24 protein-coding genes, 1 pseudogene and 3 riboswitches are annotated in these 23,414 nt (G+C 67.1%); of the genes and pseudogenes, 15 read left to right on the forward strand and 10 right to left on the reverse strand.

The genetic code is table 11. The features are described 5' to 3' along the window. Positions 1-1,667, reverse strand: a pseudogene (locus AB4Y79_RS15870) (glycine dehydrogenase (aminomethyl-transferring)); the annotation flags it as partial. Positions 1,668-1,827: 160 nt separating this feature from the next. Further along, positions 1,828-1,928: riboswitch (glycine riboswitch) on the reverse strand. Between the two features lie 289 nt (positions 1,929-2,217). Next, positions 2,218-2,316: riboswitch (glycine riboswitch) on the forward strand. After that, positions 2,317-2,413, forward strand: a riboswitch (glycine riboswitch). It abuts the riboswitch before it with no gap. Positions 2,414-2,464: 51 nt separating this feature from the next. Here AB4Y79_RS15870 and cycA point away from each other — a divergent pair. The 3 genes from cycA (at position 2,465) to AB4Y79_RS15885 (ending at position 5,718) form a co-directional block, all read left to right on the forward strand. Then, positions 2,465-4,006, forward strand: coding sequence for a D-serine/D-alanine/glycine transporter (gene cycA / locus AB4Y79_RS15875; RefSeq protein WP_441863707.1), 1,542 nt, complete (start codon positions 2,465-2,467; stop codon positions 4,004-4,006). A gap of 175 nt (positions 4,007-4,181) precedes the next feature. After that, on the forward strand, positions 4,182-4,985 hold the full coding sequence (locus AB4Y79_RS15880; protein ID WP_441863985.1) for a hypothetical protein: 804 nt from the start codon (positions 4,182-4,184) through the stop codon (positions 4,983-4,985). Then, the gene (locus tag AB4Y79_RS15885; RefSeq protein WP_441863710.1) at positions 4,969-5,718 is read left to right on the forward strand and encodes a LamB/YcsF family protein; all 750 of its coding nucleotides are present in this window, start codon (positions 4,969-4,971) and stop codon (positions 5,716-5,718) included. Before AB4Y79_RS15880 ends, AB4Y79_RS15885 begins: the two co-directional genes overlap by 17 nt. 27 nt (positions 5,719-5,745) lie before the next feature. Here AB4Y79_RS15885 and AB4Y79_RS15890 read toward each other — a convergent pair whose 3' ends face one another. Beyond that, positions 5,746-7,311 carry an HNH endonuclease signature motif containing protein gene (locus AB4Y79_RS15890; protein ID WP_441863713.1) on the reverse strand — a complete coding sequence of 522 codons (1,566 nt, stop codon included), beginning with the start codon at positions 7,309-7,311 and terminating at the stop codon, positions 5,746-5,748. A 156-nt stretch (positions 7,312-7,467) separates the two neighbouring features. Then, positions 7,468-8,673 carry a DUF445 domain-containing protein gene (locus tag AB4Y79_RS15895; protein ID WP_441863988.1) on the reverse strand — a complete coding sequence of 402 codons (1,206 nt, stop codon included), beginning with the start codon at positions 8,671-8,673 and terminating at the stop codon, positions 7,468-7,470. A gap of 205 nt (positions 8,674-8,878) precedes the next feature. Between AB4Y79_RS15895 and AB4Y79_RS15900 the strand changes: the two genes are divergently transcribed. The 7 genes from AB4Y79_RS15900 (at position 8,879) to AB4Y79_RS15930 (ending at position 13,647) form a co-directional block, all read left to right on the forward strand. Continuing rightward, complete coding sequence (locus AB4Y79_RS15900; protein ID WP_441863716.1) at positions 8,879-9,778, forward strand: glycerophosphodiester phosphodiesterase; 900 nt, start codon at positions 8,879-8,881, stop codon at positions 9,776-9,778. Positions 9,779-9,785: 7 nt separating this feature from the next. Beyond that, on the forward strand, positions 9,786-11,117 hold the full coding sequence (locus tag AB4Y79_RS15905) for a CoA transferase (protein ID WP_441863719.1): 1,332 nt from the start codon (positions 9,786-9,788) through the stop codon (positions 11,115-11,117). Between the two features lie 89 nt (positions 11,118-11,206). Next, the gene (locus AB4Y79_RS15910; RefSeq protein ID WP_441863722.1) at positions 11,207-11,716 is read left to right on the forward strand and encodes a DoxX family protein; all 510 of its coding nucleotides are present in this window, start codon (positions 11,207-11,209) and stop codon (positions 11,714-11,716) included. Next, complete coding sequence (locus AB4Y79_RS15915) at positions 11,713-12,501, forward strand: AzlC family ABC transporter permease (protein ID WP_441863725.1); 789 nt, start codon at positions 11,713-11,715, stop codon at positions 12,499-12,501. The genes AB4Y79_RS15910 and AB4Y79_RS15915 overlap by 4 nt, the downstream gene beginning before the upstream one ends. Continuing rightward, positions 12,498-12,809 carry an AzlD domain-containing protein gene (locus AB4Y79_RS15920; protein ID WP_441863728.1) on the forward strand — a complete coding sequence of 104 codons (312 nt, stop codon included), beginning with the start codon at positions 12,498-12,500 and terminating at the stop codon, positions 12,807-12,809. The genes AB4Y79_RS15915 and AB4Y79_RS15920 overlap by 4 nt, the downstream gene beginning before the upstream one ends. 106 nt (positions 12,810-12,915) lie before the next feature. Then, positions 12,916-13,173: a hypothetical protein gene (locus AB4Y79_RS15925; RefSeq protein ID WP_441863731.1), complete on the forward strand. Its 258-nt coding sequence runs from the start codon at positions 12,916-12,918 to the stop codon at positions 13,171-13,173. Between the two features lie 84 nt (positions 13,174-13,257). Continuing rightward, the gene (locus AB4Y79_RS15930; RefSeq protein ID WP_441863733.1) at positions 13,258-13,647 is read left to right on the forward strand and encodes a hypothetical protein; all 390 of its coding nucleotides are present in this window, start codon (positions 13,258-13,260) and stop codon (positions 13,645-13,647) included. A 76-nt stretch (positions 13,648-13,723) separates the two neighbouring features. On the opposite strand, the gene AB4Y79_RS15935 is transcribed toward AB4Y79_RS15930, so the two are convergent. Together AB4Y79_RS15935 and AB4Y79_RS15940 are read right to left on the reverse strand one after the other, a co-directional pair. Beyond that, complete coding sequence (locus AB4Y79_RS15935; RefSeq protein WP_441863736.1) at positions 13,724-13,948, reverse strand: hypothetical protein; 225 nt, start codon at positions 13,946-13,948, stop codon at positions 13,724-13,726. A 181-nt stretch (positions 13,949-14,129) separates the two neighbouring features. Beyond that, positions 14,130-14,747 (reverse strand): TetR/AcrR family transcriptional regulator, encoded by a 618-nt coding sequence (locus AB4Y79_RS15940; RefSeq protein ID WP_441863739.1) that lies wholly within the window; start codon positions 14,745-14,747, stop codon positions 14,130-14,132. Between the two features lie 122 nt (positions 14,748-14,869). Here AB4Y79_RS15940 and AB4Y79_RS15945 point away from each other — a divergent pair, with 122 nt between their 5' ends. Genes AB4Y79_RS15945 through AB4Y79_RS15965 form a run of 5 tightly spaced genes read left to right on the forward strand, consistent with a single transcriptional unit; the run spans position 14,870 to position 19,257 of the window. Beyond that, positions 14,870-15,193, forward strand: coding sequence for a thiamine-binding protein (locus AB4Y79_RS15945; protein WP_441863742.1), 324 nt, complete (start codon positions 14,870-14,872; stop codon positions 15,191-15,193). A gap of 59 nt (positions 15,194-15,252) precedes the next feature. Continuing rightward, positions 15,253-15,945, forward strand: a complete 693-nt coding sequence (locus tag AB4Y79_RS15950; RefSeq protein WP_441863745.1) for an O-methyltransferase — start codon at positions 15,253-15,255, stop codon at positions 15,943-15,945. 53 nt (positions 15,946-15,998) lie between these two features. Next, complete coding sequence (locus tag AB4Y79_RS15955; protein ID WP_441863748.1) at positions 15,999-17,087, forward strand: acyl-CoA dehydrogenase family protein; 1,089 nt, start codon at positions 15,999-16,001, stop codon at positions 17,085-17,087. After that, positions 17,081-18,463, forward strand: coding sequence for a PIG-L family deacetylase (locus tag AB4Y79_RS15960; RefSeq protein WP_441863751.1), 1,383 nt, complete (start codon positions 17,081-17,083; stop codon positions 18,461-18,463). The genes AB4Y79_RS15955 and AB4Y79_RS15960 overlap by 7 nt, the downstream gene beginning before the upstream one ends. Next, a complete protein-coding gene (locus AB4Y79_RS15965) occupies positions 18,460-19,257 on the forward strand; it encodes a glycosyltransferase (RefSeq protein ID WP_441863754.1) in 798 nt (265 codons plus the stop codon). Before AB4Y79_RS15960 ends, AB4Y79_RS15965 begins: the two co-directional genes overlap by 4 nt. Positions 19,258-19,276: 19 nt before the next feature. On the opposite strand, the gene AB4Y79_RS15970 is transcribed toward AB4Y79_RS15965, so the two are convergent. From AB4Y79_RS15970 to AB4Y79_RS15990, 5 genes are all read right to left on the reverse strand, one after another. Beyond that, the gene (locus AB4Y79_RS15970) at positions 19,277-19,534 is read right to left on the reverse strand and encodes a hypothetical protein (protein WP_441863757.1); all 258 of its coding nucleotides are present in this window, start codon (positions 19,532-19,534) and stop codon (positions 19,277-19,279) included. A gap of 317 nt (positions 19,535-19,851) precedes the next feature. Then, positions 19,852-21,030 carry a YihY/virulence factor BrkB family protein gene (locus AB4Y79_RS15975; RefSeq protein WP_441863760.1) on the reverse strand — a complete coding sequence of 393 codons (1,179 nt, stop codon included), beginning with the start codon at positions 21,028-21,030 and terminating at the stop codon, positions 19,852-19,854. 106 nt (positions 21,031-21,136) lie between these two features. Beyond that, a complete protein-coding gene (locus AB4Y79_RS15980) occupies positions 21,137-21,766 on the reverse strand; it encodes a DUF3618 domain-containing protein (protein WP_441863762.1) in 630 nt (209 codons plus the stop codon). Continuing rightward, positions 21,763-22,194, reverse strand: a complete 432-nt coding sequence (locus tag AB4Y79_RS15985) for a phage holin family protein (RefSeq protein ID WP_441863765.1) — start codon at positions 22,192-22,194, stop codon at positions 21,763-21,765. The genes AB4Y79_RS15980 and AB4Y79_RS15985 overlap by 4 nt, the downstream gene beginning before the upstream one ends. Then, a complete protein-coding gene (locus AB4Y79_RS15990) occupies positions 22,194-23,234 on the reverse strand; it encodes a hypothetical protein (protein WP_441863767.1) in 1,041 nt (346 codons plus the stop codon). The genes AB4Y79_RS15985 and AB4Y79_RS15990 overlap by 1 nt, the downstream gene beginning before the upstream one ends. Between the last annotated feature and the right edge of the window lie 180 nt (positions 23,235-23,414).

The following is a 23,414-nucleotide window of genomic DNA, read 5'->3' on the forward strand; positions in this document are numbered from 1 at the left end:
GACACCTGGTCATAGCCGGTAATCTCGGCGAGGTCGGCTTCGAGGCCGGAAATCAGCTCGCGCCAACCTGCGGTCTGGGAGTCCGGGGCGAACGGGTGGATCGAGGCGAACTCCGGCCAGGAAATGGCCTCCATCTCGGCCGTGGCGTTCAGCTTCATGGTGCAGGAACCCAGCGGGATCATGGTGCGGTCCAGCGCCAGGTCCCGGTCTGAGAGTTTGCGGATGTAGCGCAGGAGCTGGGTTTCGGACCGGTGCGTGTTGAAGACCGGATGCTGCAGGTATGACGAGGTGCGCAGCACGGCTTCTGGCAGCTCGAAACCCTCGGCAGACACAACCGGACCGGCGCCAAAGGCGACCGCGACGGCCGACAGTGTTGCCGCCGTCGTCGTCTCATCAACGGAGACGCCCACCGTGTCCGCGTCGATGAAACGCAGGTTGATGCCGCGTGCTTCGGCGGCCGTGATCACCTTGGCAGCTTTGCCGGGGACGCGGACGGTGATGGTGTCGAAGAAGGTGTCGGACACCAGTTCGCGGCCCATGGCCGTGAGGGCGGTAGCCAGGACCCTTGCGTTGTTGTGGACGGTTTCGGCGATCGCCTTCAGGCCGTCGGGGCCGTGGTAGACGGCGTAGAAGGAGGAGACGATGGCCAGCAGTGCCTGCGCGGTGCAGATGTTGGAGGTGGCCTTCTCGCGGCGGATGTGCTGCTCGCGGGTCTGCAGGGCCAGGCGGTAGGCGGGCGCGCCGGCGTTGTCCTTGGACACGCCCACGATGCGGCCGGGGAGCGTGCGTTCCATGCCGTCGCGAACGGCCATGTAGGCGGCGTGCGGCCCCCCAAAGAACAACGGCACGCCAAGACGCTGGGTGGAGCCGACGGCGATGTCCGCGCCCTGCTCGCCCGGCGGGGTGATGAGGGTGAGGGCCAGCAGGTCGGCTGCGACCGTGACCAGGGCGCCGCGGTCCTTGGCGTCGGCGATGACCGCGGATTGGTCCCAGACGCGGCCGGAGACGCCGGGCTGCTGCAGGACCACGCCGTTAATGTCGCCGTCGGGCAGGCCGCCCGTGAGGTCGGCGATTTCCACCTCGAAGCCCAGGGCCTCGGCGCGGCCCAGGACGATGGCGATGGTCTGCGGGAGGAGGTCGGCGTCCAATACGGTCTTGCCGTCTTTGGCCGTCTTGTTTTTGTTGGCCCGGCGCATCAGCAGCACGGCCTCGGCCACGGCGGTGGCCTCATCCAGCAGCGAGGCGTTGGCCACGGGGAGGGCCGTAAGGTCCTGCACCATGGTCTGGAAGTTCAGCAGTGCCTCGAGCCGGCCCTGCGAGATTTCCGGCTGGTACGGGGTGTAGGCGGTGTACCAAGCCGGCGATTCCAGGATGTTGCGGCGGATCACCGGCGGGGTCACGGTGTCGTAGTAGCCCTGGCCGATCATCTGGACTGCGGTCTTGTTCCTGCCGGCGATCCGGCGCAGCTCGGCAAGGACCTCCACCTCGCTAAGGGCTTCGCTCAGCTTGAGCGCAGTTTCCTGGCGGATGGACGCGGGAACGGCGATGTCAACGAGGCCATCCACGCTGTCGTAGCCCACGGCTTTGAGCATGGTGTCGACGTCGGACTGGCGGCGTGCGCCGATATGGCGGTCAACAAACGATGTTGGATGCGATTGAATCGTCATGAGGAACTCCAGTTCTGGCCGGCCAAGGATGGCACGGCATGGGATGGGTTCCTCCCCGCTCTGTATTGGACCTGAGAGATTCCGCGTTGCCTGCTCTTGGCAGGGGACCGCTTGCACCGTCGGTGAACCAAGCACAAGCCTGGTTGCTTTCCAGAGTCGCCTCGCCATGACGGTACGGGGGCCTGAGAGATTCCTGGGGAGGATTTGCTCCTACGGCGCCTGCCCGGTGTTTCGCCGGGAGGACTCTCCCGTCACAGCTCGAAAGGCTTATTCAAATGTGGGTGATTCGGCTCACAAGGTATCGGGATTAGCCGCCGGTGGCAAATCGGGCGACTGCCGCAGGGAGCGGACCCGGAACGTGGCACCCTTCCGTCCCGCGTGCGTCGGGACAAGTTTGACTTTCGATCGTGACGGACACCACACTGAACCCCGGGACTGGCGCCGCCGGTGGCCGGCTCAACGTATCCGGAGCGGCACACCAGCCGGCGCCCATCCCATCGCATGACCCGCCGCGGCCCCCAGGGCTGCGGCGTCCAACTGAACATGCCTTCGACCTGCGGCGGGAGAGCCCTGCCCGGTACATTCAACAGGCGCCGTAGGAGCAAATCCTCCCCAGGAAACTCTCAGGCCCACGTACCGCCGCGGACAGGCAACTCTGGAAAGCAGCCAGGCATGTCCCTGGCTCACCGACGGTGCAAGCGGCCCTGGGCTGCGGAAACTCTCAGGTTTACTACAGAGCGGGGAGGAACCAAATCTTTTGCGGCCCCGAAAAGGCCGCTTTATCGATGGAGTTCCTCATGGCGATTCATCCCCCCACGTCCAACGGCGAACCAGCCCGCAACCAAGGCGGCACTGCGGCAGCCCGCAGCGAGCCTCCCCACCTGGAGCGGCAGCTCACCAACCGGCACATCCAGCTCATCGCGATCGGCGGAGCGATCGGCACCGGCCTGTTCATGGGATCCGGCAAGACCATCTCCGCGGCCGGACCATCCGTGATCTTCGTGTACATGATCATCGGCTTCATGCTCTTCTTCGTGATGCGGTCCATGGGCGAACTGCTGCTGAGCAACCTGAACTACAAGTCCTTCAGTGACTTCGCGGCTGACCTCCTCGGACCGTGGGCAGGCTTCTTTACCGGCTGGACGTACTGGTTCTGCTGGGTGATCACCGGAATCGCGGACGTCATCGCCATTGCCGGCTACTCAAAGGAACTCTGGCCGGCGCTGCCGCTCTGGATCCCGGGCCTGGCCACCGTTGCCATCCTGCTCCTGCTGAACCTCGCCACCGTCAAGGCTTTCGGTGAGACCGAGTTCTGGTTCGCCCTCATCAAGATCGTCGCCATCGCTGCCCTGATTATCGTGGGTCTCTTCATGATCTTCACCGGTTTCCAAAGCGACGCGGGCACTGCAAGCTTCACCAACCTGTGGAGCCACGGCGGGTTCTTCCCCAACGAGTTCATGGGCTTCGTGGCCGGATTCCAGATCGCCGTGTTCGCCTTCGTGGGCATCGAACTGGTGGGCACCACCGCGGCCGAGGCCAAGAACCCCGAACGCACGCTGCCCAGGGCCATTAACGCCATCCCCGTCCGCGTGCTGCTCTTCTATGTCGGCGCGCTGGTCATCCTGATGGCCGTCACTCCGTGGACCCAGTTCGCCGCAGGCCACAGCCCCTTCATCGGCATGTTCTCCCTGGCCGGCCTTGGTGCCGCAGCCACGGTGGTCAACCTGGTGGTCCTCACCTCGGCCATGTCTTCCGCGAACTCCGGCATCTACTCCACCTCCCGCATGGTCTTCGGACTGGCCCAGGAAGGCGACGCCCCCGGCATGTTCGGCCGCCTCTCCACGAGGAAGGTGCCCAGCAACGCACTGTTCCTGTCCTGCGTCCTGCTGCTGTCCGGCGTCGTACTGATGTATGCCGGCCAGGACGTTGGCAAGGCCTTTGAAATGGTGACCACCGTGTCAGCCGTCTGCTTCGTCTTCGTCTGGTCGATCATCCTCGCCAGCTACATCTCCTTCCGGCGCCGCCGGCCGCACCTGCATGCGGCGTCGAAGTTCAAGATGCCCGGTGGCATCCCCGCCGTATGGGTGGTGTACGCGTTCTTCGCTTTCGTCCTGTGGGCCCTGACCACCCAGCCCGACACGCTGGTTGCACTGCTGGTAACGCCCATCTGGTTCGTCGTCCTTGGCGTGGCATGGGCCATCCTGCGCCGCCGGCCCGCCCATCTTGCCCGCTTCGAGGTCTTCCGGGCAGAGCTGCGCGCGGATAACGCTGCGGCCGGGCGCAGTGGTGGCCAGGACGCCGGGGCGGCAGAGCACGAGGTCCAGCAGGCCAGGAAATAACGGCCGACGGCGGGTTGCAGCGGCGGCGGTGAGGTCCAGGTGCTGCATCCTGCCGCCGCAGCCGACCGGCCGGGGAGCCGCAGACCCGAAAGTTCAGCATGCTTAGTGTTCATCCGCATAGGATGGAAAAGCACGGCAGCCCAACCGCTGCAGGTCGATTTGAATGAAGGTGACCATGGCCCGGCGCAGCAATCCCGCAGTACGCATCGCACAGGAAACCGCCCACAGCGCAATGTTCGACGCCGACGGCAAGCCCAAGCCCGGTATCCACAACATGCTGCTGAAGGCAGTGCAGATCCAGCGGCCCCTGGTGGTCGGCTATATCCGCAGGCTCCAGAAGAAGCATCCCCGGGCCACCGCCGCCCAGTTGGCGCACATCGCAGAGCGTGACTACCTTCGGGCCGTGGCCGGCGGGGGCGCCCTGGTGGGTGCCACCGCCGTCGTCCCTGGTGTTGGAACTGTCGCCTCGCTGGGACTGTCCGCGGCCGCCACCGTCGGTTTCCTCGAGGCCACAGCTCTTTACGCAACGTCGCTGGCTGAGCTCCACGGCATCCGCCTCACCAATCCGGAAAAAGCCGGCACCATGGTCATGGCCATCATGCTCGGTGAGGAGGGTACCGCCCTGCTGGGCACGCTCACCGGCCAGGCAGCCGGCAACAGCGCCGGCAACGCCTGGGGGAGCGTCCTCTCCAGATCGATGGTGGTGCCGGGCTTCGGGAGCGTCCGGAAGCGGGTCCAGGCGGCCTTCCTGAAGAACCTCCTGAAGCGCCAGGGCACTGCCTTGTTCGGCCGGGCCCTGCCATTCGGGATAGGGGCTGTTGTGGGCGGAGCCGGTAACCTCATGATGGGCCGCGCTGTGGCCAAGAACGCGCGCGAAGCGTTTGGGCCGATGCCGGATACCATTCCCGGCGAGCTGACCGCCGCTGCCGCGCCGGACAACCTGACGCTGGAAGGCAACACACTTGGATCTCAACGCTGACGTAGGTCAATCATTCGGCTCCTGGACCGCGGGTGGCGATCCGGCGATGTTCCAGTTGGCCACCAGCGCCAACGTGGCCTGCGGCCTCCACGCCGGTGACCCCATCACCATGCTTGACAGCTGCCGGGCGGCCTACGACCTGGACGTCACCGTTGGGGCGCACCTTGGCTACCGCGATTTGGCCGGCTATGGCCGCCGCTCGCTGGACATGAGCTTTGACGAGCTCTTCGGTGACGTGCTGTACCAGCTGGGCGCGCTCGACGGCGTGGCCCACGCCGTGGGTGCCTCAGTGGACTACGTAAAGCCGCACGGAGCCCTGTATGAGGCATTGATCCACGACGCCGAGCAGGCCTCCGCGGTGGTCGCGGCAGTCAACGCCTACGATCCCGGCCTTCCCTTCCTGGGCTTCTCTGGCTCGGAGCTGTTGAAGCAGGCCAAGGAAGCCGGTCACCCGGTGTTTACGGAGGCCTTCGCTGACCGCGCCTACCTCGGCGACGGCAGCCTGGTGCCACTCTCGGAGGAGAACGCGGTCCTGCACGACGTCGATGCGGTCGTCGAACGCGCCGTCCGCCTGGCAACTCAAGGCGATGTGGTGGCCGTGGACGGAACCGTGGTTTCGATCCGCCCGGATTCGCTGCGCCTTCAGGGCGGGAGCCCTGCCGCGGTAGAAATGGCGGCCCGGATCAGGGCAGGACTTGAGGCCGCAGGCGTAGGACTGGAGTCCTTCGCGTAGGGACCTGTCGCGGGACGGCAGGCCGAGTCAACCGGACAGTGCGAACGGTTTGGTGAAGAACTCCGCCCACACCGGGTCCTCGGGTGAGAGGTCGTGGAGGTCTATGAGTTTGTCGTCGTCCGGTTCCCACTGCGGGAGGTCTTCCGGGCTGGGATCTACACCTTGGGTTACAGCGGGCATCGGGAAAAGTCCCGCCGGCCAGTGGGTTGGTTCGGGGTCTGGGTGTTCGGGGTTGTAGTGGCGGCCTGTTGGTGAGGTCCAGCCCGGAGAGCGGTTATCCGTCGCGGGGTCGGGGATCCATGGCCGGGCGTGTTTGAGCCGGTGATGTTTGGGGCAGAGTTGTCCCAGGTTCCGGACGTCTGTTCTACCGCCGTGTTCCCAAGCGGTGAGGTGGTCGGTGTCGTTGTCCGGGGTGCGGTTGTTGCAGCCGGGGAAGGTGCATTTTCCGTCTCGCATCCGGATCCACTGTTTGATGGTTTCGGGGAGCCGGTAGCGGGTGCGGCCGATCTCCAAGGGGGCCCCGTCGCGGGGGTCGACCAGGACCCGGAAGAACGACTCCGCCCCGTCCGCGACGAGTTTGCGTGCCATGGATGCTGGGATGGGGCCGTGGCCGTCCAGTTCTGCGGGTTCGTCAGTGATGCCGAGCAGGGAGAACACCGGCACCATGACCAGCACATCGGCCCGCGGGGTGGGGACTTTGCCCATTTCCGTGGCGGCTCCTTCAATCGGAGCACTGCGGGTGTCAGCGGTGGTGGCGTTTCCTGCACCGAGGAGGAGCGAAGCTGCGACGTCGGCGCGGAGCTGGGACAGCGTCCGCTCTTCCGTGGGGCCTTGGAGGCCGCGGGCGGTGGCGGTGGTGCGGTTCCAGATGGCGCAGGCGGTGTCGCCGGGAAGGCAGAGCGAGATCCAGGCCATGCCGTCCCGGTCCGGGCTGTAGTCCATCCGCCGGTCCGCCACCTCCTTCGCGTGCCGCTTCGCCAATGTCTCGGGATGGTGGCGCTCCCGCCAGGCGCGGACCTTGGCCCGGAACCGGGACGGCGCGAGTTCACCGGGCGCAGCGCCGCGGGCCGGGTTCGGCGCGTCGGGGTCGAAGAAGTGAGCCACCAGCCCGCCGGCACCGGCCGGTGAAAGGCCTTCGGTCTCGTCAGCAACAATTTTCGCGTGCGGCCAAGACAGGTCCCCGGCAGACAGAGCCGCCAGGACCGGCGGCAGGGCGCACACCCGCCGGGACTGCTCCACGAACGCGCCCGCAGCGCCAGAGCTGATGGTCAGGACCCCTGCGATCTCTTCTACGGCAGAAATCTCGGCATACGTCCGCTCATGCACCGGCGCGTCCGGGGCAAGCAGTGCCTGCTGCAACCCAACGCACTCCACCGCGTCCCGGGCTTCTACGGCGGCCAGCCGTGCCTTCAAACGGGACGTTACCTCCAGCCGTTCCAGCCGGAGCTCGTACCGCCGCTGCAGCACGTCAACACCGGCACCAACACCAACCCCCGCAGCCAGTAAAGCGTCCTCACGATCCAGCACATCAAGGGCAGCAACAGAGGCATGGATACCCTCCAAAGCCACCCCACTACTGCCGCTGATCGTCATGGAAACATCATCCATCGAGGCACCGACATTCTGACTTGCGGCCTACTCCTGACGTACGCACCCTGCTCGTGTCCTGCAATGTCGGTTACTGCCAAGGCGCCGCGCACGCCCAGCCTCGTGCCGCCGTCGTACGTCTTTGCGCAGCGCAGAAAAACGTTACCCAAAGATCAGCTGCGCCACCGTGAAGATCGCCAGCCCTGCCAGGGAACCCACCACCGTCCCGTTGATCCGGATGAACTGCAGGTCCTTGCCCACTTGCAGTTCGATCTTCTGCGAGGTCTCCTCCGCATCCCAGCGTGCCACGGTGTCCGTGATGACGCCGGCGATGTCCGAACGATAGGTCCTGACCAGGTAGCCCGCTGCGTCGCCGATCCAGGCGTTGACCTTCCCCGCCAGTTCTGGGTCCTCGACCAGCCGCGACCCGAAGTCCCGGACGGCTGCCTTGAACTTGATGGTGAGTTCGCTGTGGGGATCGTCCACGGCCCCCAGCAGCGCATTCTTGACGGTGCCCCACGTGCGGGACGCCAGTTCGCGCACCTCGGGGTCCCCCAGGACCTGCGCCTTGATGTCCTCCGCGCGGGCGATCATGGCCGGGTCGTGCTGAAGGTCCTGCGCGAGGTCGTTCAGGTACTTGTCGATCGACTGCCGCACCTGGTGGTTGGGGTCGGCCTGGACGGCCCGGACGAACTTCAGGATCTCGACGTACACCTTGTCGCCCACCAGGCCGTCAACGAACTGCGGCACCCACGTGGGGGAGCGGTCGGACACCAGGCGGCTGACCGTCTCGTGGTTGTCGTCCACCCAGTCTGCGGCGCGGTCCACCATCAGGTCCACCAGCGTGTGGTGGTGCCCGTCATGGAAGATCCGCTCGGCGAGCCTGCCCACCGGCGGCCCCCACGGCGGGGTGAGCAGATGCTTGCGCACCATGCCCTCGATGACTGCCTGGACGTCGTCGTCATTCAGGACCTTGAAGGCGCCGCGGATCACGGCGGCCCCCTCCTTGGCCACCCGCTCCGCACCACCTGGCGTGGCCAGCCACTGGCCGGCACGGCCGGCGATGTTGACGCTGGCCAGCTTGTCCTGGACCACCTGTTCGGAGAGGAAATTCGTCTCCACGAACTCGCCCAGGGAGGCCCCGATCTGGTCTTTCCGGCGGGGAATGATGGCGGTGTGCGGAATCTTGATGCCCATGGGGTACTTGAACAAAGCGGTCACGGCGAACCAGTCGGCCAGCGCACCCACCATGCCGCCCTCGGCGGCCGCACGAACGTACTGCAGCCACGGATAGTCCTTCTGCAGGGCAAACGCGAAGACAAAAATCACGGCCATGGCAATCAGCAGGCTCAGCGCCAGCAGCTTCATCTTCCGCAGCGCTGCCGCCTTTTCGGCGTCACCGGAACCAGGCTCCCGGGTGACGACGGCGCCTGCCGCCTGGGTGCCCTGCGGCACCTGCCGCGTCGCCTCCGCTGGTGCATCCTGCGTGGCGTGCCCGGTAGTTGCCTCAGAGTTCACCTGCATGTGCCAAGCCTAGCCCCGAAGGCGGAAGCCGGTCCGCTACCGTGTGAGCATGACAACTGACGAGTCTGTGCCGCAGCGGCCGTTGGTCTACGCCCACCGGGGCTCAAGCGGCACCTATGCCGAACATACCCGCGCCGCCTACCTGCAGGCCCTGGCTGACGGGGCCGACGGGGTGGAGTGCGATGTCCACCTGACCCGGGACCAGCACGTGGTCCTGCTCCACGACGCCAACCTGGACCGGACCTCGGACGGGACGGGCCCGGTGGGGGACCGGACGCTGCATGAACTGCGGCAGCTGGACTTCTCGTCCTGGAAAGGGGTGCGGATCCCCGAAACGTACGGCGCCCGCTCGGAACAATTCCTGACCCTTCCGGAGCTCCTGGACATCCTTCGTGGAGCGGGCCGCCCCGTGGGCCTGGCTATTGAGCTCAAGCATCCAAGCCCGTACCAGCTCAAGCTGGAGGACCGGGTACTGGAAGTGCTCCGCAGCGAAGGCTGGGAGCCCGAAAGCTCCGCGCTGGACAACGTGGCCGTGACCTTCATGAGTTTCAGCCCCGATTCCGTCCGCCACCTCCTGGAGTCCGTCCCGCCCCGGTACATTTGCCAGCTCGTGGACGATCTCACCGTCCACGAGATACGCGGTGGCCTGGGCGTGGGCCCGATTACCGGCGGAGCGATCGCCAACCTGATGAAGGCCACCCAGCTGGAGGGCGAACAGATCCTGGACGACTGCCTGGTGGGCATGGCTGGCCCCGGCATCGACTACGTCCGCGAACGCCGGGACACCGTCCACCGCTGGCTGGACTCCGGCCGGCGCTTCCGGGTCTGGACGGTCGACGCGCCGGAGGACGTTGAACTGTGCCAGGAATTCGGTATCCAGGAGATCACCAGCAACTACCCGGCCCGGGTCCTGGACCAGCTCCACGTGGCGTCACCGCAGGCGAAGTAGGGCGGCCGTGGCGGAGGGCGGCGTCGGCGGATCCTTCCCGCGCAGGTGGTGGGCCGGGCCGCTGGATGTTGAGGGCCTGGCCCTGCAATCGGTGGGAGCAGCGGCGGAGGCGCTGAACCGGTACACGGGTGACCCGGGCCGCTTCAGCACCACCGCGGCCCTGACGGCGGCAGCCTTCGATTCCTTCGGGCACTTGCGGATCGACGGGCGCCAGCCGCGGGGCTTCGCGCCACTGTCCGGCTTCCGGCGCACCGCCGACGGCTGGATCCGGCTGCACGCCAACTACCCGCACCATGAGCAGCGGCTGCTGCAGGCGCTGGGCGCATCGTCCGCCGAAGGGGCAGAGCAGGAACTGCGCACCATGCCGTCCCTGCAGGCCGAAGCCGTCATCCAAGGCAATGGCGGGATCGCGGCAGCGGTCAGGACACGCAACGAATGGCTGGCCACGGACATGGGCCGCGCCGCCGGCCAGGGACCCTGGATCGCGGTGGAGTTCGCCGACGGCCGGACGGCGGGGCTGGGCCTGGGGGATCTCCCGGGAACAACCCCAAGTCCCCGGCACGCTGTTGGCCTGCCCCTGGAAGGCGTCCGGGTCCTGGACTTGACCCGGGTGATCGCAGGGCCGGTGGCCACCCGCTTGCTGGCCGCGCTCGGAGCCGACGTCCTCCGGATCGATCCGCCCGCTTTCCCCGAAATCGCGGACCAGTTCGTGGACACGGCCTTCGGCAAGCGCAGCGCGGAAGCCGACCTCGGGCTGCCGGCGAACCAGCACGCCCTGCAGCAGCTCCTGGCCGGCGCGGACGTGGTGGTCACCGGCTACCGGCATGCCGCCCTGGACCGCTTTGGGCTCAACCCCCGGGAACTGCTGGCGGCGCACCCCGGCCTGGTGGTGGTTACCCTCAACAGTTGGGGCAGCACCGGGCGCTGGAGCGGACTGCGCGGCTTCGACAGCATCGTCCAGGCCGCCTGCGGAATTGCCCACGCATACGGGAAGAACGACGACGACGGGTGGCGCCCGGGTGCCCTTCCGGTCCAGGCGCTGGACCACGCCACAGGGTACGGCGTGGCGGCGGCAGCGGTCCACCTCCTGGACCGGCGAAGGCAGGCGGGGACTGGTGGCGCTGCGCACCTGTCACTGGCCCGGACGGCGGAGGAGCTTCTGGCCTTGCCGGACACCACGGCAGGCCGCGGGAAGCTGCCCGCACCGGAGTACCGCACCATGGACAGCCCGTATGGCGGGCTCCGGTACGTTGGGCCGCCGCTGCTGTCCGGCGGCCGGCCACTGGACTATATGTCTCCACCGCCGGTTTACGGAAGTGCCGCACTTAGCTGGGCGTAAGCGAAGGTACGGGCCGCCGCCCCTCTCCGCCGTCGCTGCAGCCAGGCCCGGGTTTCGAGCGCCCGCTGCTGCTGTGGTTGAGTGGTTCCATGGTTCTTCCCCGGTCCGGTCCCGCTGTCCAGGGCCTGCCCTTGCACTGCTTTCCACTGCAGGGCCTGTCCGCCGCTGCCATGGGTGCCCTCCTGCTGGCCAGCGCCGGCAAGCATTTCCGGGATCCCGGGTTCTTCCGTGACGTCGTTCCGGAATACCTCTGCCGCGTGGATCCCCAACCGGGCCTGACCCGGGAGCCCCAGCACCCGCTGGCCGTCTTGTCCCGGGATGAGTGGATCGCGGTGAGCGGGCTGCTGGAGCTGGCTGCCGCCGTCGGCATTCTCCTCCCGCCCACCCGGAAGCTGACGGCCACCGCGCTCACCGGGATGTTCATCGCGTTCCTGGCGGGGCACATCGACGCCTTGGTGCGGGCGTACGGTCCGGAGGGCTCGCCACGCCGCCGGAAGATCCACTCGCTGCGGCTCCCGCTGCAAGCGCCACTGATCCTGTGGGCCTGGAGCCTGCGGAAGCCGGCCTCACCAGGCTGCCCACCAGGTTGCCGGCCGTGAAACTGCTGGCCTCGCCGGCGGTGAAGGTGGGAATCTCCATCAGCATCGCCACCGGCCTGTACGGAATCTCCTTCGGTGCGTTGTCGGTGACGTCCGGGCTCAACCTGTGGCAGACCATGGCCCTGAGCCTCCTCCTGTTCAGTGGCGGCTCGCAGTTCGCGTTCATCGGCGTTGTGGCCGGAGGAGGCTCGGGCATCGCCGCCATGAGCGCCGCCACCCTGCTGGGTATGCGCAACGGTATTTACGGAATGCAGTTGAACGCCCTGCTGCGGCCCAGCGGCTGGCGCAAATATGTGGGTGCGCAGCTGACCATCGATGAATCCACGGCCACCAGCACCGGGCAGTCGGATCCCGCCGAGCAGCGGCGAGGCTTCTGGACTGCCGGGATTGGGATCTACGTGCTGTGGAACATCTTCACGCTCATCGGTGCCCTGGCCGGGGGCGGACTGGGCGATCCCAAGCAGTGGGGACTCGATGGCGCTGCCGTCGCAGCCTTCCTCGCCCTGCTGTGGCCGCGGCTCAAAGGGCGGGAACCCGTAGCGATCGCCGTGGTGTGCGCCGTGGCCACCGTGATTGCCGTGCCGTTCGTGCCGCCCGGGGTCCCCATCCTGGTGGCCGCCGTCGTGGCGGCGCTGGCAGGATGGTTAAGCCACGGCCGGCGGGACGAAGGCCTGGAGCCGGACATCGAGCCATACGGGCACCCCGCCGGCCGTCATGCCCGCGGGGACGCATCGACCGCGGGTACCCGGCGCGGGGACGCTACGGATCCGGCGGCTGGCCCATGAGCCTGTGGATCTGGCTGCTGATCGCCTGCGCCCTTGCCTACGCATGGAAACTGGTGGGGTACTTCGTTCCCGCCAAACTCCTTGAGGATCCCCGTGCCTCACGCATTGCCGGGACCATGACCATCGGACTGCTGGCCTCGCTGACCGTGGTCAATGCCGTGGCATCCGGCCAGATGCTTGCCGCCGACGCGCGGCTGGGGGCTTTGGCGGCGGCCGCGGTTGCCCTGGCGTTCCGGGCGCCGTTCCTGGTGGTGGTCATCGCCGGGGCAGGCGCGGCGGCGCTGCTCAGGTTCCTGGGCTGGAACTGACCACAACCATAACGGAGTGGTATAGGTCACTTCCCGCGTGGTTTGACGGTTGTACTATGAAATCGGCTTATGCAGTTGGCCATGGCATTCGGGACGAACGGCAACCATGGAAAACAAGCTGCATTACGCAAGGGAGCTGACGGGCGGCATCCGCAACAAAAATGCACGACGCCGGGCGGGACTTCCTGCCAAACGTTTCTTCAAGCGCTTTGCCGGCCTCTCGGACGTGCCTGCGGAGGACCTGGAGATCCTGTCCCAAAGGCTCCAGGCCGCACTTGACCTGGACCCGTCGTCGTCCGTCCCGGCCCTTCAAGCCCTGGTGCGCCAGGAGGTCCGAAAGCGGGCTGGGGGCGGCCGGACCTGACGCCCCCAGCATTCCTGGCGCCACGTATGGTGCACTGGAAGAGAGGCAGCCCTCATTGGCGCTGCCACCAAAGGAGGAATCGAGATGGACGAACAGTCACGGCCTGCCGGGCCGGAAGACGGCCAGGGCACCGAGGACACCGGAAAAACCGAGGACACCGGAAAGTACAAGCCGCAAGAGGATGCCGACGCCGGATCCCCGACGGAGCAGCCTTCGAGGCAACGATCCGCCTATTTGGATCCCCGCGGCTCGGAAGGAACCCGGGAACTCCGGGACACCGCGAGGCGGCGCCGGGATGCGGAAGAGAAGCTGCAGCAGCACCTGATGGAAGCCAAAGAGCACGTTCCCAACGAGTTCCATGAGCACCATGGAACAGGGCAGCCGCACGCAGGCTCCGAACACGGCCCGGCGGAAGGCCTGGGCAACACTGGAGAACAGGACAACACTGGAGAAGATGCCGGGGAAGAGTCCTGACTGGTGCCGCGGCACTTGTCGTGGGTTGGCCTCCCGCAGGTTGCCCGTGGAGTTTCGGGGCCTGCGGGAATTGTTGCTAAGCCAGCCTTTGGGTGGCGTCGTCCGGCAGGGCGGCCCTGCGGCAGCTTTCCTCGACGGCCATCTCGTACCACGCCTCGGCGCCAAACTCGGGTTCGGGAGTATCAAGGTTCTGGTAGAGGGCGTCCAGCAGTTCCACGAGTTCCTCGGGCGCCAGGGCCGGCAGGACTTCCTCAGGCCCGCGTGGGTCAGTGAGGTAGCGGAAAAGGTCTGAACTTTTCATTGCAGTGCTGCCATTGCGCGGCGGAAGGGCACGAAGTTGTTCATGGGTCGCCTCCAGCTGAAAATCACGAGGCTGGCTGCTTAACCTCTCCCAGATTCTATTGCACCTGCCAAGCCCCCACAATGGACCCGCCACGAATGGAGCCGCGGTACTGGACCGCAGGTCTTGCCTTGGGGCAGGCTCAGGCAGTGGGTGCCGGGACAGGCACGTGCGCGGGAAGTGGCCGCGACGGCCGGTCGGCGCGGATAGCATCCTCTACCAGTGCCAAGGGCCGCTGCCACGCGTCGGACCCGGGCTCCATGGTGTCCACTACGCCGATCAGCATGGCCAGCAACCGGAACATGTCGGTCATCGAAATGTCCGGGCGCAGCGTGCCCTGGCCTTGCCCTCGGACCAGCAAAACACTGATCGACTCCATGAGTGAGCCGGTGATTCCGGTGAGGAGTTCCCGCCGGCCTGCGACGGCGCACAGCAGATTGGCGTCCGCGCTCGCGGCCGCCATGAGCGCTTCGAGCACGCGCAGCAGCCCGGCTGTGGCGTCGATGTCGGCCAAGGCGCCGTCCATGACGGGGTCCACGGTGAGCCGGAGCTGCCGGTTGAGCGCAGCGAGGACCAGTTCTTCTTTGTCCGCGAAGTTCCGGAAGAGGGTTGCCGGGCCAACCCCGGCCGTGGTTGCGATGGTTTGGAGCGGCACTTCGGGGCCGAATTCCCGGAAGCACTGGCGCGCCGCCGTGATGATCTTGTCCACGTTCCGCGCTGCGTCCGCACGGAGGGGCTTTCGGGCGACTGCGAGGCTCATGGCCAAAAGGTTAGCAACGGAGGCTGCGGCCAGCATGGTTACTGCACGGTAGGCCCTTATGTGACGGCTGCTCCCGGTGGTCCCGACTGCGGCGGGCAGCAGCCGCGTGGGACACTGGGGGCATGTTGCTTGCATTTTCTGTGGCTCCCTCAGGTGTTCCCAGCGGGGGCACCCGGCCCGACGACGCATCTGTGCACGACGCCGTTGCGGCCGCGGTGAAGATCGTCCGGGAGTCGGGGCTGCCCAACCGGACTGATTCCATGTTCACCACCATCGAAGGTGAATGGGACGAGGTGTTCGACGTCGTCAAGCGCGCCACCGAGGCCGTGGGGCGCTACGGCAGCCGGGTGTCGCTGGTGATCAAGGCCGATATCCGGCCGGGCTACGCCGGTGAACTCACAGCCAAAGTGGACCGCCTGGAAGGCGCGCTGGCTCAGGAATCCTGAGCCGGCGGGAGGGCCGGAAGCATCTGGACCCCCGCGGCGCCCCGTGCCAAACTGTGCCCATGTTCGAGCACAAGCCCCGGCCGGAGTGGATAGCCACTGAAGAGTTCCTGTCCCGCACCGTAGTGCATCCGGACCAGGCCCTCCAGCAGGCCATCCGGACGGCGGCGGAGGCCGGGATGCCCGCCATCGAGGTGGCACCCAACGCCGGGAAGCTCCTGAAGCTCCTGGTCCAGATGTCCGGGGCCCGCCGCATCCTGGAAATCGGGACGCTTGCCGGCTACAGCACCATCTGGCTGGGCCGGGGCCTTCCGCCCAGCGGCACGCTGGTCACGTGCGAATACCTGCCCCAGCACGCCGAGGTGGCCTGGGCGAACATTGATGCCGCCGGCCTGGGCGAAAAGGTGGAGATCCGCCTGGGTCCTGCACTGGATACCCTTGCCGCCCTCGAGGACGAGGACCGGGAGCCGTTCGACTTCATCTTCATTGACGCCGACAAGCAGAACAACAGCCGCTACCTTGACTGGGCGGTCAGGTTGGGCAGGCCGGGTGCCACTGTGGTGCTGGACAACACCATCTGGGAGGGGGCGGTCCTGGACCCGGCCATGGACCCGGTCAACGCGCCCGGAATCATTGACGCGCTCAAGCTTCTGGGCGACCATCCCCGGCTCGACGCAACCGTCATCCAGACAGTGGGCTCCAAAGGCTGGGACGGATTCGCCCTGGCCCGCATCCTCCCGCAAAATAGTAAGTAAGCTGTGTGGATGCGTCCGGTGGCCGGGCGCCCACAGCGTCGATGGAGGAACGTTTGCACGCGGAAACCACTCCCGTACTCCTGGAGTCCACTGCCGCCAACTTCTCCCCCTGGGCCCCAATCCTCCGCGCAGTTCCGGAAGCGGCAGGGGACGTCCCCGCCCTGCTGGCCCTGGCCGTCGAAGCGGGCGAAACCTGGCCGCGGCCCGGTGAAGGCCGGACGTCGCTGTTATGGGAGCTTCTGGCTTCCGTTGCTGCCATTGACGTGGCGGCAGCCCGGGTGTTTGAACCGCACCTTGATGCCATCGCCATTCTTGCCCAGGCCGCCCGCACGGTTACCGCAGACCAGCCGGCCCTGCCCGGAAACCGCCGTGGCGCAACATGGGGCGTCTTTGCCGCGGAGGGGCCCGGCGCCAGGCTGCAGGCCACGCCCGACGGCGCCATGGTGGTCCTGAACGGGACCAAGCCGTGGTGTTCATTGGCCGCGAGCCTGGACAGTGCCGTCATCACCGCCCACACGGACGACGGCGGCAGGGCGGCGTTCGCAGTGGACCTCCGCCACCCGGGCGTGGAGTGCGAACAGCCCGCCTGGGTGGCGCGCGGACTCCGGGAGATCCCCAGCGGAACCGTGCACTTCGACCAGGTTCCGGCCACGCCCTTGGGCGGAACCGGCTGGTACCACAGCCGCCCCGGCTTCGCCTGGGGCGGCATGGGCGTTGCCGCCTGCTGGCTGGGCGGTGCGGTGGGCGTGGCCCGCGATTTCCGCGCCGGCCTGCTCGCCGGTGCCGACGGCGGGAGGGAACCGGACCAGGTGGCGCTCGCCGCCCTCGGCGAAGTGGACCGCACCCTCACTGCCGCCATGCAATACCTCGCCCGGACCGCGGCACGCATCGACGACGGCAGCCTGGGCACCGCCGGCCAAAGCACCTGGAGCGAAGCCCAGCGTGTCCGCGGAACGGTCGCCGCCGCCGTCGAACGCGTCCTGCAACTGGTGCTCTCGAACCGGGGTCCCGCGCCGCTTGCCTTCGACGAACGCTATGCCAAACGGATGGCGGACCTGGAACTGTACGTCCGCCAGCACCACGGTGCACGGGACGACGCCCAGCTGGGCCGCCTCACGCTCAAGGGGGACTGCTCGTGGTGACCTTCTCGCACGCGGACCAAGGCACCGCCGAGGCAGCCTGGGCCGGGAGCGGACTGGCAGTTGCGCCGGAGCTCCCGCTCGGCCCCGCTGAACTCGCCGAGATGCGCTTCGTGGTCCTGGCCGCGCATCCGGACGACGAGACCCTCGGCGCGGGCGGACTCATGGCGCGGCTGGCCGCGCTGGGGGCGGAAGTGGACGTCCTGCTGTGCACGGCGGGGGAGGGCTCGCACCCGGATTCGCCCACCACGTCCCCCGATGAGCTGGCCCAGGCCCGCTTGGCGGAATTCGCGGCGGCTCTGGCCGCCCTGGGCCTGCGGGACCGCTGGCGCTTCCTCGGGTTGCCGGACCGCAGCCTCGGATCGCAAGCGGACGCGGTTGCCGTAGCCGTCAGGGACGCTGCGGCCCGGTTGCCCGGCCGGCCCGACCGGCTGGTCCTTGTTGCGCCCTACCGTTCCGACGGCCACGCAGACCATGATGCGCTCGGAGCCGTGGTGGCGGAAATTGCCCGGCAGGACGGCCACGCACTGCTGGAGTACCCCATCTGGTACTGGCACTGGGCCACGCCCAAGGACCAGGAATGGCGGGCCTGGGTCCGTTTCCCGCTGGATGGCCCGTCCAGCGAGGCCAAGGAGCGGGCCATGGCTGAACACGCCACCCAGGTCATGCCGCTTTCCCCGGCGCCGGGGGACGAGACCCTGCTGAGCCGGGAATTCCTGGGGCATTTCGCACGCGGCTACGAGGTGTTCGCCTGGACGCCGCCCAAGGACACGTCCGGCCCGGTGCACTCCAGCCAGGACGCGGAGGAGGTCTTCGACGCCGTCCATAACGGCTCCGCTGACCCGTGGGACTACGACTCGAGCTGGTACGAGCGGCGCAAGCGGGCACTTACACTCGCTGCCCTCCCCGGCGAGACCTACGAGCGCGGCCTGGAAGTGGGCTGTTCCATTGGCACCTTGACCGCAGACCTCGCCGGCCGCTGCCACAGCCTTGTGGCCGTTGACGCCAGCAGAGCCGCAGTGCGGCGGGCTGCGCAGCGCTTTGATGGCAACGACGGGGTCCGTGTTGAGCACCGCGTTGTTCCCGGCTCATGGCCTGACGGAACGTTCGACCTCCTGGTGGTTTCGGAGGTCGGGTACTATCTCGCCCCCGCCGAGCTGGCGGACTTGTGGGACCGGGTGGAGGCGTCACTGGAACCCGGCGGGGTCCTGGTCCTGTGCCATTGGCGGCATCCGATCGACGGATGGCAGCTGGACGGCGACACCGTCCACGCGCTCGCCCGGCAACGGTTGCGCTGGCAAACCGCGGGGATGTACCAGGAACGCGACTTCGTGCTTGAAATCCTGGTGCGCCCGGCCCGCAAAGCAGACGTGGCATGACGCTCACGGCTCCGGGGGGACAGGCCGCAGGGCGCCTGGCGGGACTGGGCGCGCCGGGGATTGACCACGTAGCGGTGGTGGTCCCGGCGCACAACGAGGAACAGTTCCTGGAGCGCGCGCTCACCGCAGTGGGGGCTGCAGCGGACCGGCTCGCCGTGGCCAGTCCCGGAACGGGTGTGGAGGTTGTTGTTGTCCTGGATGCCTGCACGGACCGGTCCCTGGAGGTGGCCGCCGGGTTTGCGGCCCAGGACCTCCGCTACAGCGTCCTGCCCGTCGCGTTCCACAGTGTTGGAAAGAGCCGGCGGGCCGGGTGCCGGGCAGTGCTGGACACCCTTGGCGGGGCCGGTGCAGTGGGAGGAAGGGCGGCCGATGTTCCGGCACGCCGCGTGTGGCTGGCCAACACGGATGCCGATTCCCGGGTACCGGAAAACTGGCTGGTGCGGCAGCTGGAACTGGCGGCCGGCGGGGCCGACCTTGTCCTTGGCTCCGTTGAGCCCGATGCCCACGGGACCCACCATGAACTGCTGGCCCGCTGGCATGCCCGGCATGCCCTGGCCGAGAACCACCCGCACGTCCATGGGGCCAACCTTGGCGTCCGCGCCTCAGCCTACATTTCAGCAGGCGGCTTTCCGGGAATAAATCGCGATGAAGACCGGGCGCTTGTGGAGCGCCTCCGCGGCGGCGGGGCAGCCATCGTTTCCACTGACACGACGCGCGTCCTTACCTCCGGCAGGACCACCGGCCGGGCGCCCGGAGGGTTCGCCGCCTACCTCTTGGCGCTGGCACAACCCTGATTGCGGAGGCGCCCGTCGGTCACACCAGGTCCGGGGCGCTGGCCACGATGTAGTCCGCCGCCGCAGGTCCAGTCATGGACAGGTTGTTGTTGTCGGGATCGATGCCCCCGTGCTGGAGAGCCTCCCACAGGGCGGCCGGCGACCCGGGCTCAGCTTTGTGCAGCAGGCACCAGCTCGTGTAAAGGCCGAACAGCTCGTCGCGTCCGAGGCCCAGTCCGGGCTCCCGGTCCGGTACAACGGCTTCGGCAAAGAACTGGTCAAAATGGGTAGCAGTCATGTTCGCTCATCTGGGTTCGACCTTGTTGCCGCCGTCTGCTTCAGCGGCCGTGCCGAGCCCAGTTGGGACCCGGCAAGGTACTCACGAAACTATTGCAGTGGACGCTGCTTGTCCAGTTCCGCCAAGGAGAGGCCCACCTGAGGGGGCCGACGGCGACTGGGGGGACTGGCCTCGGTCTCAGAAGAGGCCATCTCACCGCCGGCCCCGCCTCGCCCCGGACTGGCACAGCCCGGAAACCTCAACAGAACCTTCACTATGGATTTTCCTCCTTCTCGAAGGTCCTGCCTAGTCCCTCCCGGGCCGGCCCCCTGCGCCTGCTACGCGTCGCCGCTTCGCTGGCCCCCGCCGTCGGATTCCTCATTTTCGGAACGGCTCCGGACCTTCTCGCGAATCCTGTCGCGGTGCCGTTCGCCGGGTTGCTGCGCATCCTCGTCTTCCTGGCCGTGCTTCTCCCGGAGTTCCCGGCCGTGCTTGACGTCTTCGTCGATCTGCTGCTGCAGCTTCTCGCTCTTTTTTGTGTCCCGCGGCGGCAATTGGATGGTTTCCTCTGCCTCGATGCCTGCCTGGAGCTCGCGGCCGCGCTCCACCTCCGCATCGAATTCGGCACCGAACAGAAGCGACATGTTCAGGATCCAAAGCCACAAGAGCATGATGATCACGCTGCCGAGGGCGCCATACGTCTTGTTGTAGTTGCCGAAGTTCCCCACGTAGAAGCCGAAGCCCAGCGAAGCGAGCAGGAAGACGACCAAGGCGATGGCGGACCCCATGCTCATCCAGCGGAACTTGGGCTGCTTCACGTTGGGCGTGGCGTAGTAGAGGACAGCGATGATGGCGATGATCAGGATCAGCATCACCGGCCATTTGGCGATGTTCCACACCGCGAGGAAAGGTCCGCTGAGGCCGATCAGTCCGCCGACGGCCTCGGAAACCGGCCCGCTGAGGACAAGCATGCCGGCGATCAGCGCCACGATGACCACGGCAAGGAGCGTGACGCCGAGCATGGTCCCACGGAGCTTCACGAATGCACGGCCCTCGTCCACCTCATAGATGCGGTTCATGGCCCGGCCAAAAGCCCCCACATATCCGGACGCGGACCAGAGGGCGGTGAGGAGGCCGATCACCAGCGTGAAGCCGGCGGCAGGGGCGCTGGTCAGCTCCGCGACCGGGCCGCTGATGGTATTGACAGTTTCTGCAGGGGCAAAGCCGCGCACGATCTCCAACAAGGCGTTGGTGGTCTTCTGCGGATCACCGAAGAGGCCCAGAAGCGAGACGAGTGCCAGCAGGGCCGGGAAAAGGGAAAGAACGGCGTAATAGGTCAGGGCGGCAGCCAGGTCCGGGCACTGGTCTTTGCTGAACTCCCGGAGTGTCTTCCTGGTGATGTATTTCCAGGCCGGCTTCTCCAGGTCCCGAGGGCTCCCGGGTTTCCTTGAATCGTTCGGATCGGGAGCCTGGGCCGCCTTCGCGGTGCTTGTCTCGGATGCGTTGTGAGTGGCCATGGGGAGTCCTCTCGATTGGGGGCCAAGAGGACAGGCCGGCCCCGCGGATGGCGGTGCCGGCCTGTCGACAGGGGTGTTGCCTTAGCGTGCCGCAGATCGCGACGCGTTATGCGTTCTGGACGTTGTCTTTGGCGTCCGTGGCACGGTCCTTGACATCGCCGGCGGCGTGCTGTCCCTCCGCTTTGACGTTTTGGGCGGCGTCAGTGGCAGTGGCCTTGACGTTCTCCATGGCTTCCTGGGCCGGTGCCTTGAGGTCCTGGGCCACATTCTTGGCGGCGTCGGTGAGTTCCGTGGCCAACGGTTGGGCTGCCGTTTTGAGCTGGTCTGCGGCCTCCCGTTCCTTCTGGCTTGGCGGGATCAGGGAGGAGACCAGGAGGCCGGCCCCGAACGCGATGAGGCCGGCGGCCAGCGGGTTGCCCGCAGTCTTGGCTTTCACTTGGTCCGGGGTTTGGGAAACGGCGTGGCCGGCGTCGGAAAGCTTCGCCGAGACGGTGTCGGTAGCCTGGTGCAGGTTGTCCGAGGCGGCGCCTGAGGTGTTGTGGATGTTGCTGGTGGCGGTGTCAGATGCACCCATGATTTTCTCCTTCATCCCGGTCGCCGCGTCCTTGAGCTTGTCGGTTTGGCGGTGGACGATGTTGGACGGGGTGACTTTATCGGCCACGGCGTCCACGTTGGTTCCCAGGCGTGCCCGGGTGGCTTCGATGTCTGCGCGGATGACGTCAGGGTTTTCGCTCATCGGTTTACCTCACCTGGTTTGAGGGTTGGGGGTATTTCTGAGAGGGTTTCGCCGGTTTGCGGCAGGCCCTTGATTTGCTTGAGTTCCTTGCGGCCAATGGAGGCGAGGACCGCGGCGATGATGGCCCAGACCACGGCGGTGATCAGTGCGGACCACCCCAGCGGCATGATGGCGCCGAGGGCGAACATCAGGGCCAGGGAGAGGAAGAGCAGGACGAAGTGTCCGCCCACCCCGGCGCCGGCCAGCATGCCGGTTCCCTTCCCTGCTTTGGTGGCGGACTGTTTCAGCTCGGCCTTGGCCAGGTCCACCTCCTGGCGCATCAGGGTGGACAAGTCACGGGTCACATCGCCAAGCAACTCCCCGATGGAGGCGTTGTCCGCTTTGACGTGCGCCGCACTTGGCGGCGGCTCAGGAATCTGGCTGCTCATCACAGGCCGCCAGCCTGGCCGCCCCTGGAGCGGTCCCGGGTGAGGGGGTCATCTGCCATGGGATCGTCCTCAAAGGCACGGTCCCGCAGGGGGTCGTCCGATTCCTGGTTTCCGGACCAGGGCTCCTCCACCAGTTGCGGGCTGTCGAGGCCGCTGGCCGTGGAAGTGGACTCGGGGTAGCTGCTGCCGGGGGCGCCGCCGTCGTATCCGGCGGTGGTGGTGGCCGGCCCTGGCAACTGGACGGGCGGCGGAGGCACTGTTCCGCCGGCGGCGGGTGGCTGGCTGTACCGGTCCGCGTATCCGGCCGCTGGGAATCCGTTACCGGAGGGCTGGCCGGACAGGCCGGCAGCACCGGAACCGGTTGAGCCGCTGGACTCCGGGGCGCCCGCTGTGAGACCCCGGGTAAGGCGGCCGGCAAGGACACCCGCACCGGCGGCCAGAAGCAAGAATGTGCCGGGCCGGTTGCGGGCGAACCGCTGTACCTCGTTCAGGAGGTCTCCCGGTTCCCGGTTCTCCAGCCAGGTGGCGATCGAGGACGTGCGCTCGGCTGCCTGCCGGACCAGGTCACCGGCCATGCCCTGCTGGTCCGGTGCGCTGGCCATGCTGTGCAGCTGGCCGGAAAGGTTGCGGATGCCTTCGGCAGCCTTTTGCTGCTGCGTCGCGGCCTCGCTGGTCAGGCCTGACTTCGCCTGGTACAGCAGGTCCTGCGCATTGGACTTTGCCTCAGAGGCCACGTTGGCGGCCTCTTCCTTTGCCGTCTGGGCCACGTTTTGCGCGGAGTCGGCCGCAGTCCGGGCTACGTCAGCCGCTTCATCCTTGGCGGCATCCGTGCGCGAAGACGCAGTGCCGGTGCCGGCTCCGGCAGAGCCCGGAACGACACTGGTTTGTTCGTAGTCGGAGGGTGCGTACCCGGTTCCTGCTTCACTGCCATACTGGCTGGCCGGGGACGGGAAGGTGGCGGGCTCGCGCTCGCCGGGGATTCCTGTATTTGCCGGAGGAACCGTGTTTGCGGGGTCCTCGGGCCATTGGCTCTCTGTCATCTTCGCTCTCCCTTTCCCAAGAAGGCTGGTTATTGATCACGAACCAGCGATACTGGCCGTAAAATAATAAGCATGGTTACTAATGAAAAGTAAGTACCCTTGCTAATTGGGTTATAACCGTTCGAGGAAAGATGCCAGCCGGAATGGCTCCGGCCTCCCGGTCACAACGAAGTGGAAAGT

This window comes from Pseudarthrobacter sp. YAF2 (genome assembly GCF_052113345.1).
Classification (GTDB): Bacteria; Actinomycetota; Actinomycetes; order Actinomycetales; family Micrococcaceae; genus Arthrobacter.

Excerpts from the sequence above, each read along its gene's own strand:
- AB4Y79_RS15950 (WP_441863745.1), top strand. The coding sequence starts at position 15,253 with ATGTTCGAGCACAAGCCCCGGCCGGAGTGGATAGCCACTGAAGAGTTC.
- AB4Y79_RS15945 (WP_441863742.1), top strand. The coding sequence starts at position 14,870 with ATGTTGCTTGCATTTTCTGTGGCTCCCTCAGGTGTTCCCAGCGGGGGC.
- AB4Y79_RS15940 (WP_441863739.1), bottom strand. The coding sequence starts at position 14,747 with ATGAGCCTCGCAGTCGCCCGAAAGCCCCTCCGTGCGGACGCAGCGCGG.
- AB4Y79_RS15980 (WP_441863762.1), bottom strand. The coding sequence starts at position 21,766 with ATGAGCGAAAACCCTGACGTCATCCGCGCAGACATCGAAGCCACCCGG.
- AB4Y79_RS15895 (WP_441863988.1), bottom strand. The coding sequence starts at position 8,673 with ATGAAGCTGCTGGCGCTGAGCCTGCTGATTGCCATGGCCGTGATTTTT.
- cycA (WP_441863707.1), top strand. The coding sequence starts at position 2,465 with ATGGCGATTCATCCCCCCACGTCCAACGGCGAACCAGCCCGCAACCAA.
- AB4Y79_RS15930 (WP_441863733.1), top strand. The coding sequence starts at position 13,258 with ATGGACGAACAGTCACGGCCTGCCGGGCCGGAAGACGGCCAGGGCACC.
- AB4Y79_RS15975 (WP_441863760.1), bottom strand. The coding sequence starts at position 21,030 with ATGGCCACTCACAACGCATCCGAGACAAGCACCGCGAAGGCGGCCCAG.
- AB4Y79_RS15920 (WP_441863728.1), top strand. The coding sequence starts at position 12,498 with ATGAGCCTGTGGATCTGGCTGCTGATCGCCTGCGCCCTTGCCTACGCA.
- AB4Y79_RS15910 (WP_441863722.1), top strand. The coding sequence starts at position 11,207 with ATGGTTCTTCCCCGGTCCGGTCCCGCTGTCCAGGGCCTGCCCTTGCAC.
- AB4Y79_RS15990 (WP_441863767.1), bottom strand. The coding sequence starts at position 23,234 with ATGACAGAGAGCCAATGGCCCGAGGACCCCGCAAACACGGTTCCTCCG.
- AB4Y79_RS15925 (WP_441863731.1), top strand. The coding sequence starts at position 12,916 with ATGGAAAACAAGCTGCATTACGCAAGGGAGCTGACGGGCGGCATCCGC.
- AB4Y79_RS15890 (WP_441863713.1), bottom strand. The coding sequence starts at position 7,311 with ATGACGATCAGCGGCAGTAGTGGGGTGGCTTTGGAGGGTATCCATGCC.
- AB4Y79_RS15880 (WP_441863985.1), top strand. The coding sequence starts at position 4,182 with ATGGCCCGGCGCAGCAATCCCGCAGTACGCATCGCACAGGAAACCGCC.
- AB4Y79_RS15965 (WP_441863754.1), top strand. The coding sequence starts at position 18,460 with ATGACGCTCACGGCTCCGGGGGGACAGGCCGCAGGGCGCCTGGCGGGA.
- AB4Y79_RS15935 (WP_441863736.1), bottom strand. The coding sequence starts at position 13,948 with ATGAAAAGTTCAGACCTTTTCCGCTACCTCACTGACCCACGCGGGCCT.
- AB4Y79_RS15970 (WP_441863757.1), bottom strand. The coding sequence starts at position 19,534 with ATGACTGCTACCCATTTTGACCAGTTCTTTGCCGAAGCCGTTGTACCG.
- AB4Y79_RS15900 (WP_441863716.1), top strand. The coding sequence starts at position 8,879 with ATGACAACTGACGAGTCTGTGCCGCAGCGGCCGTTGGTCTACGCCCAC.
- AB4Y79_RS15985 (WP_441863765.1), bottom strand. The coding sequence starts at position 22,194 with ATGAGCAGCCAGATTCCTGAGCCGCCGCCAAGTGCGGCGCACGTCAAA.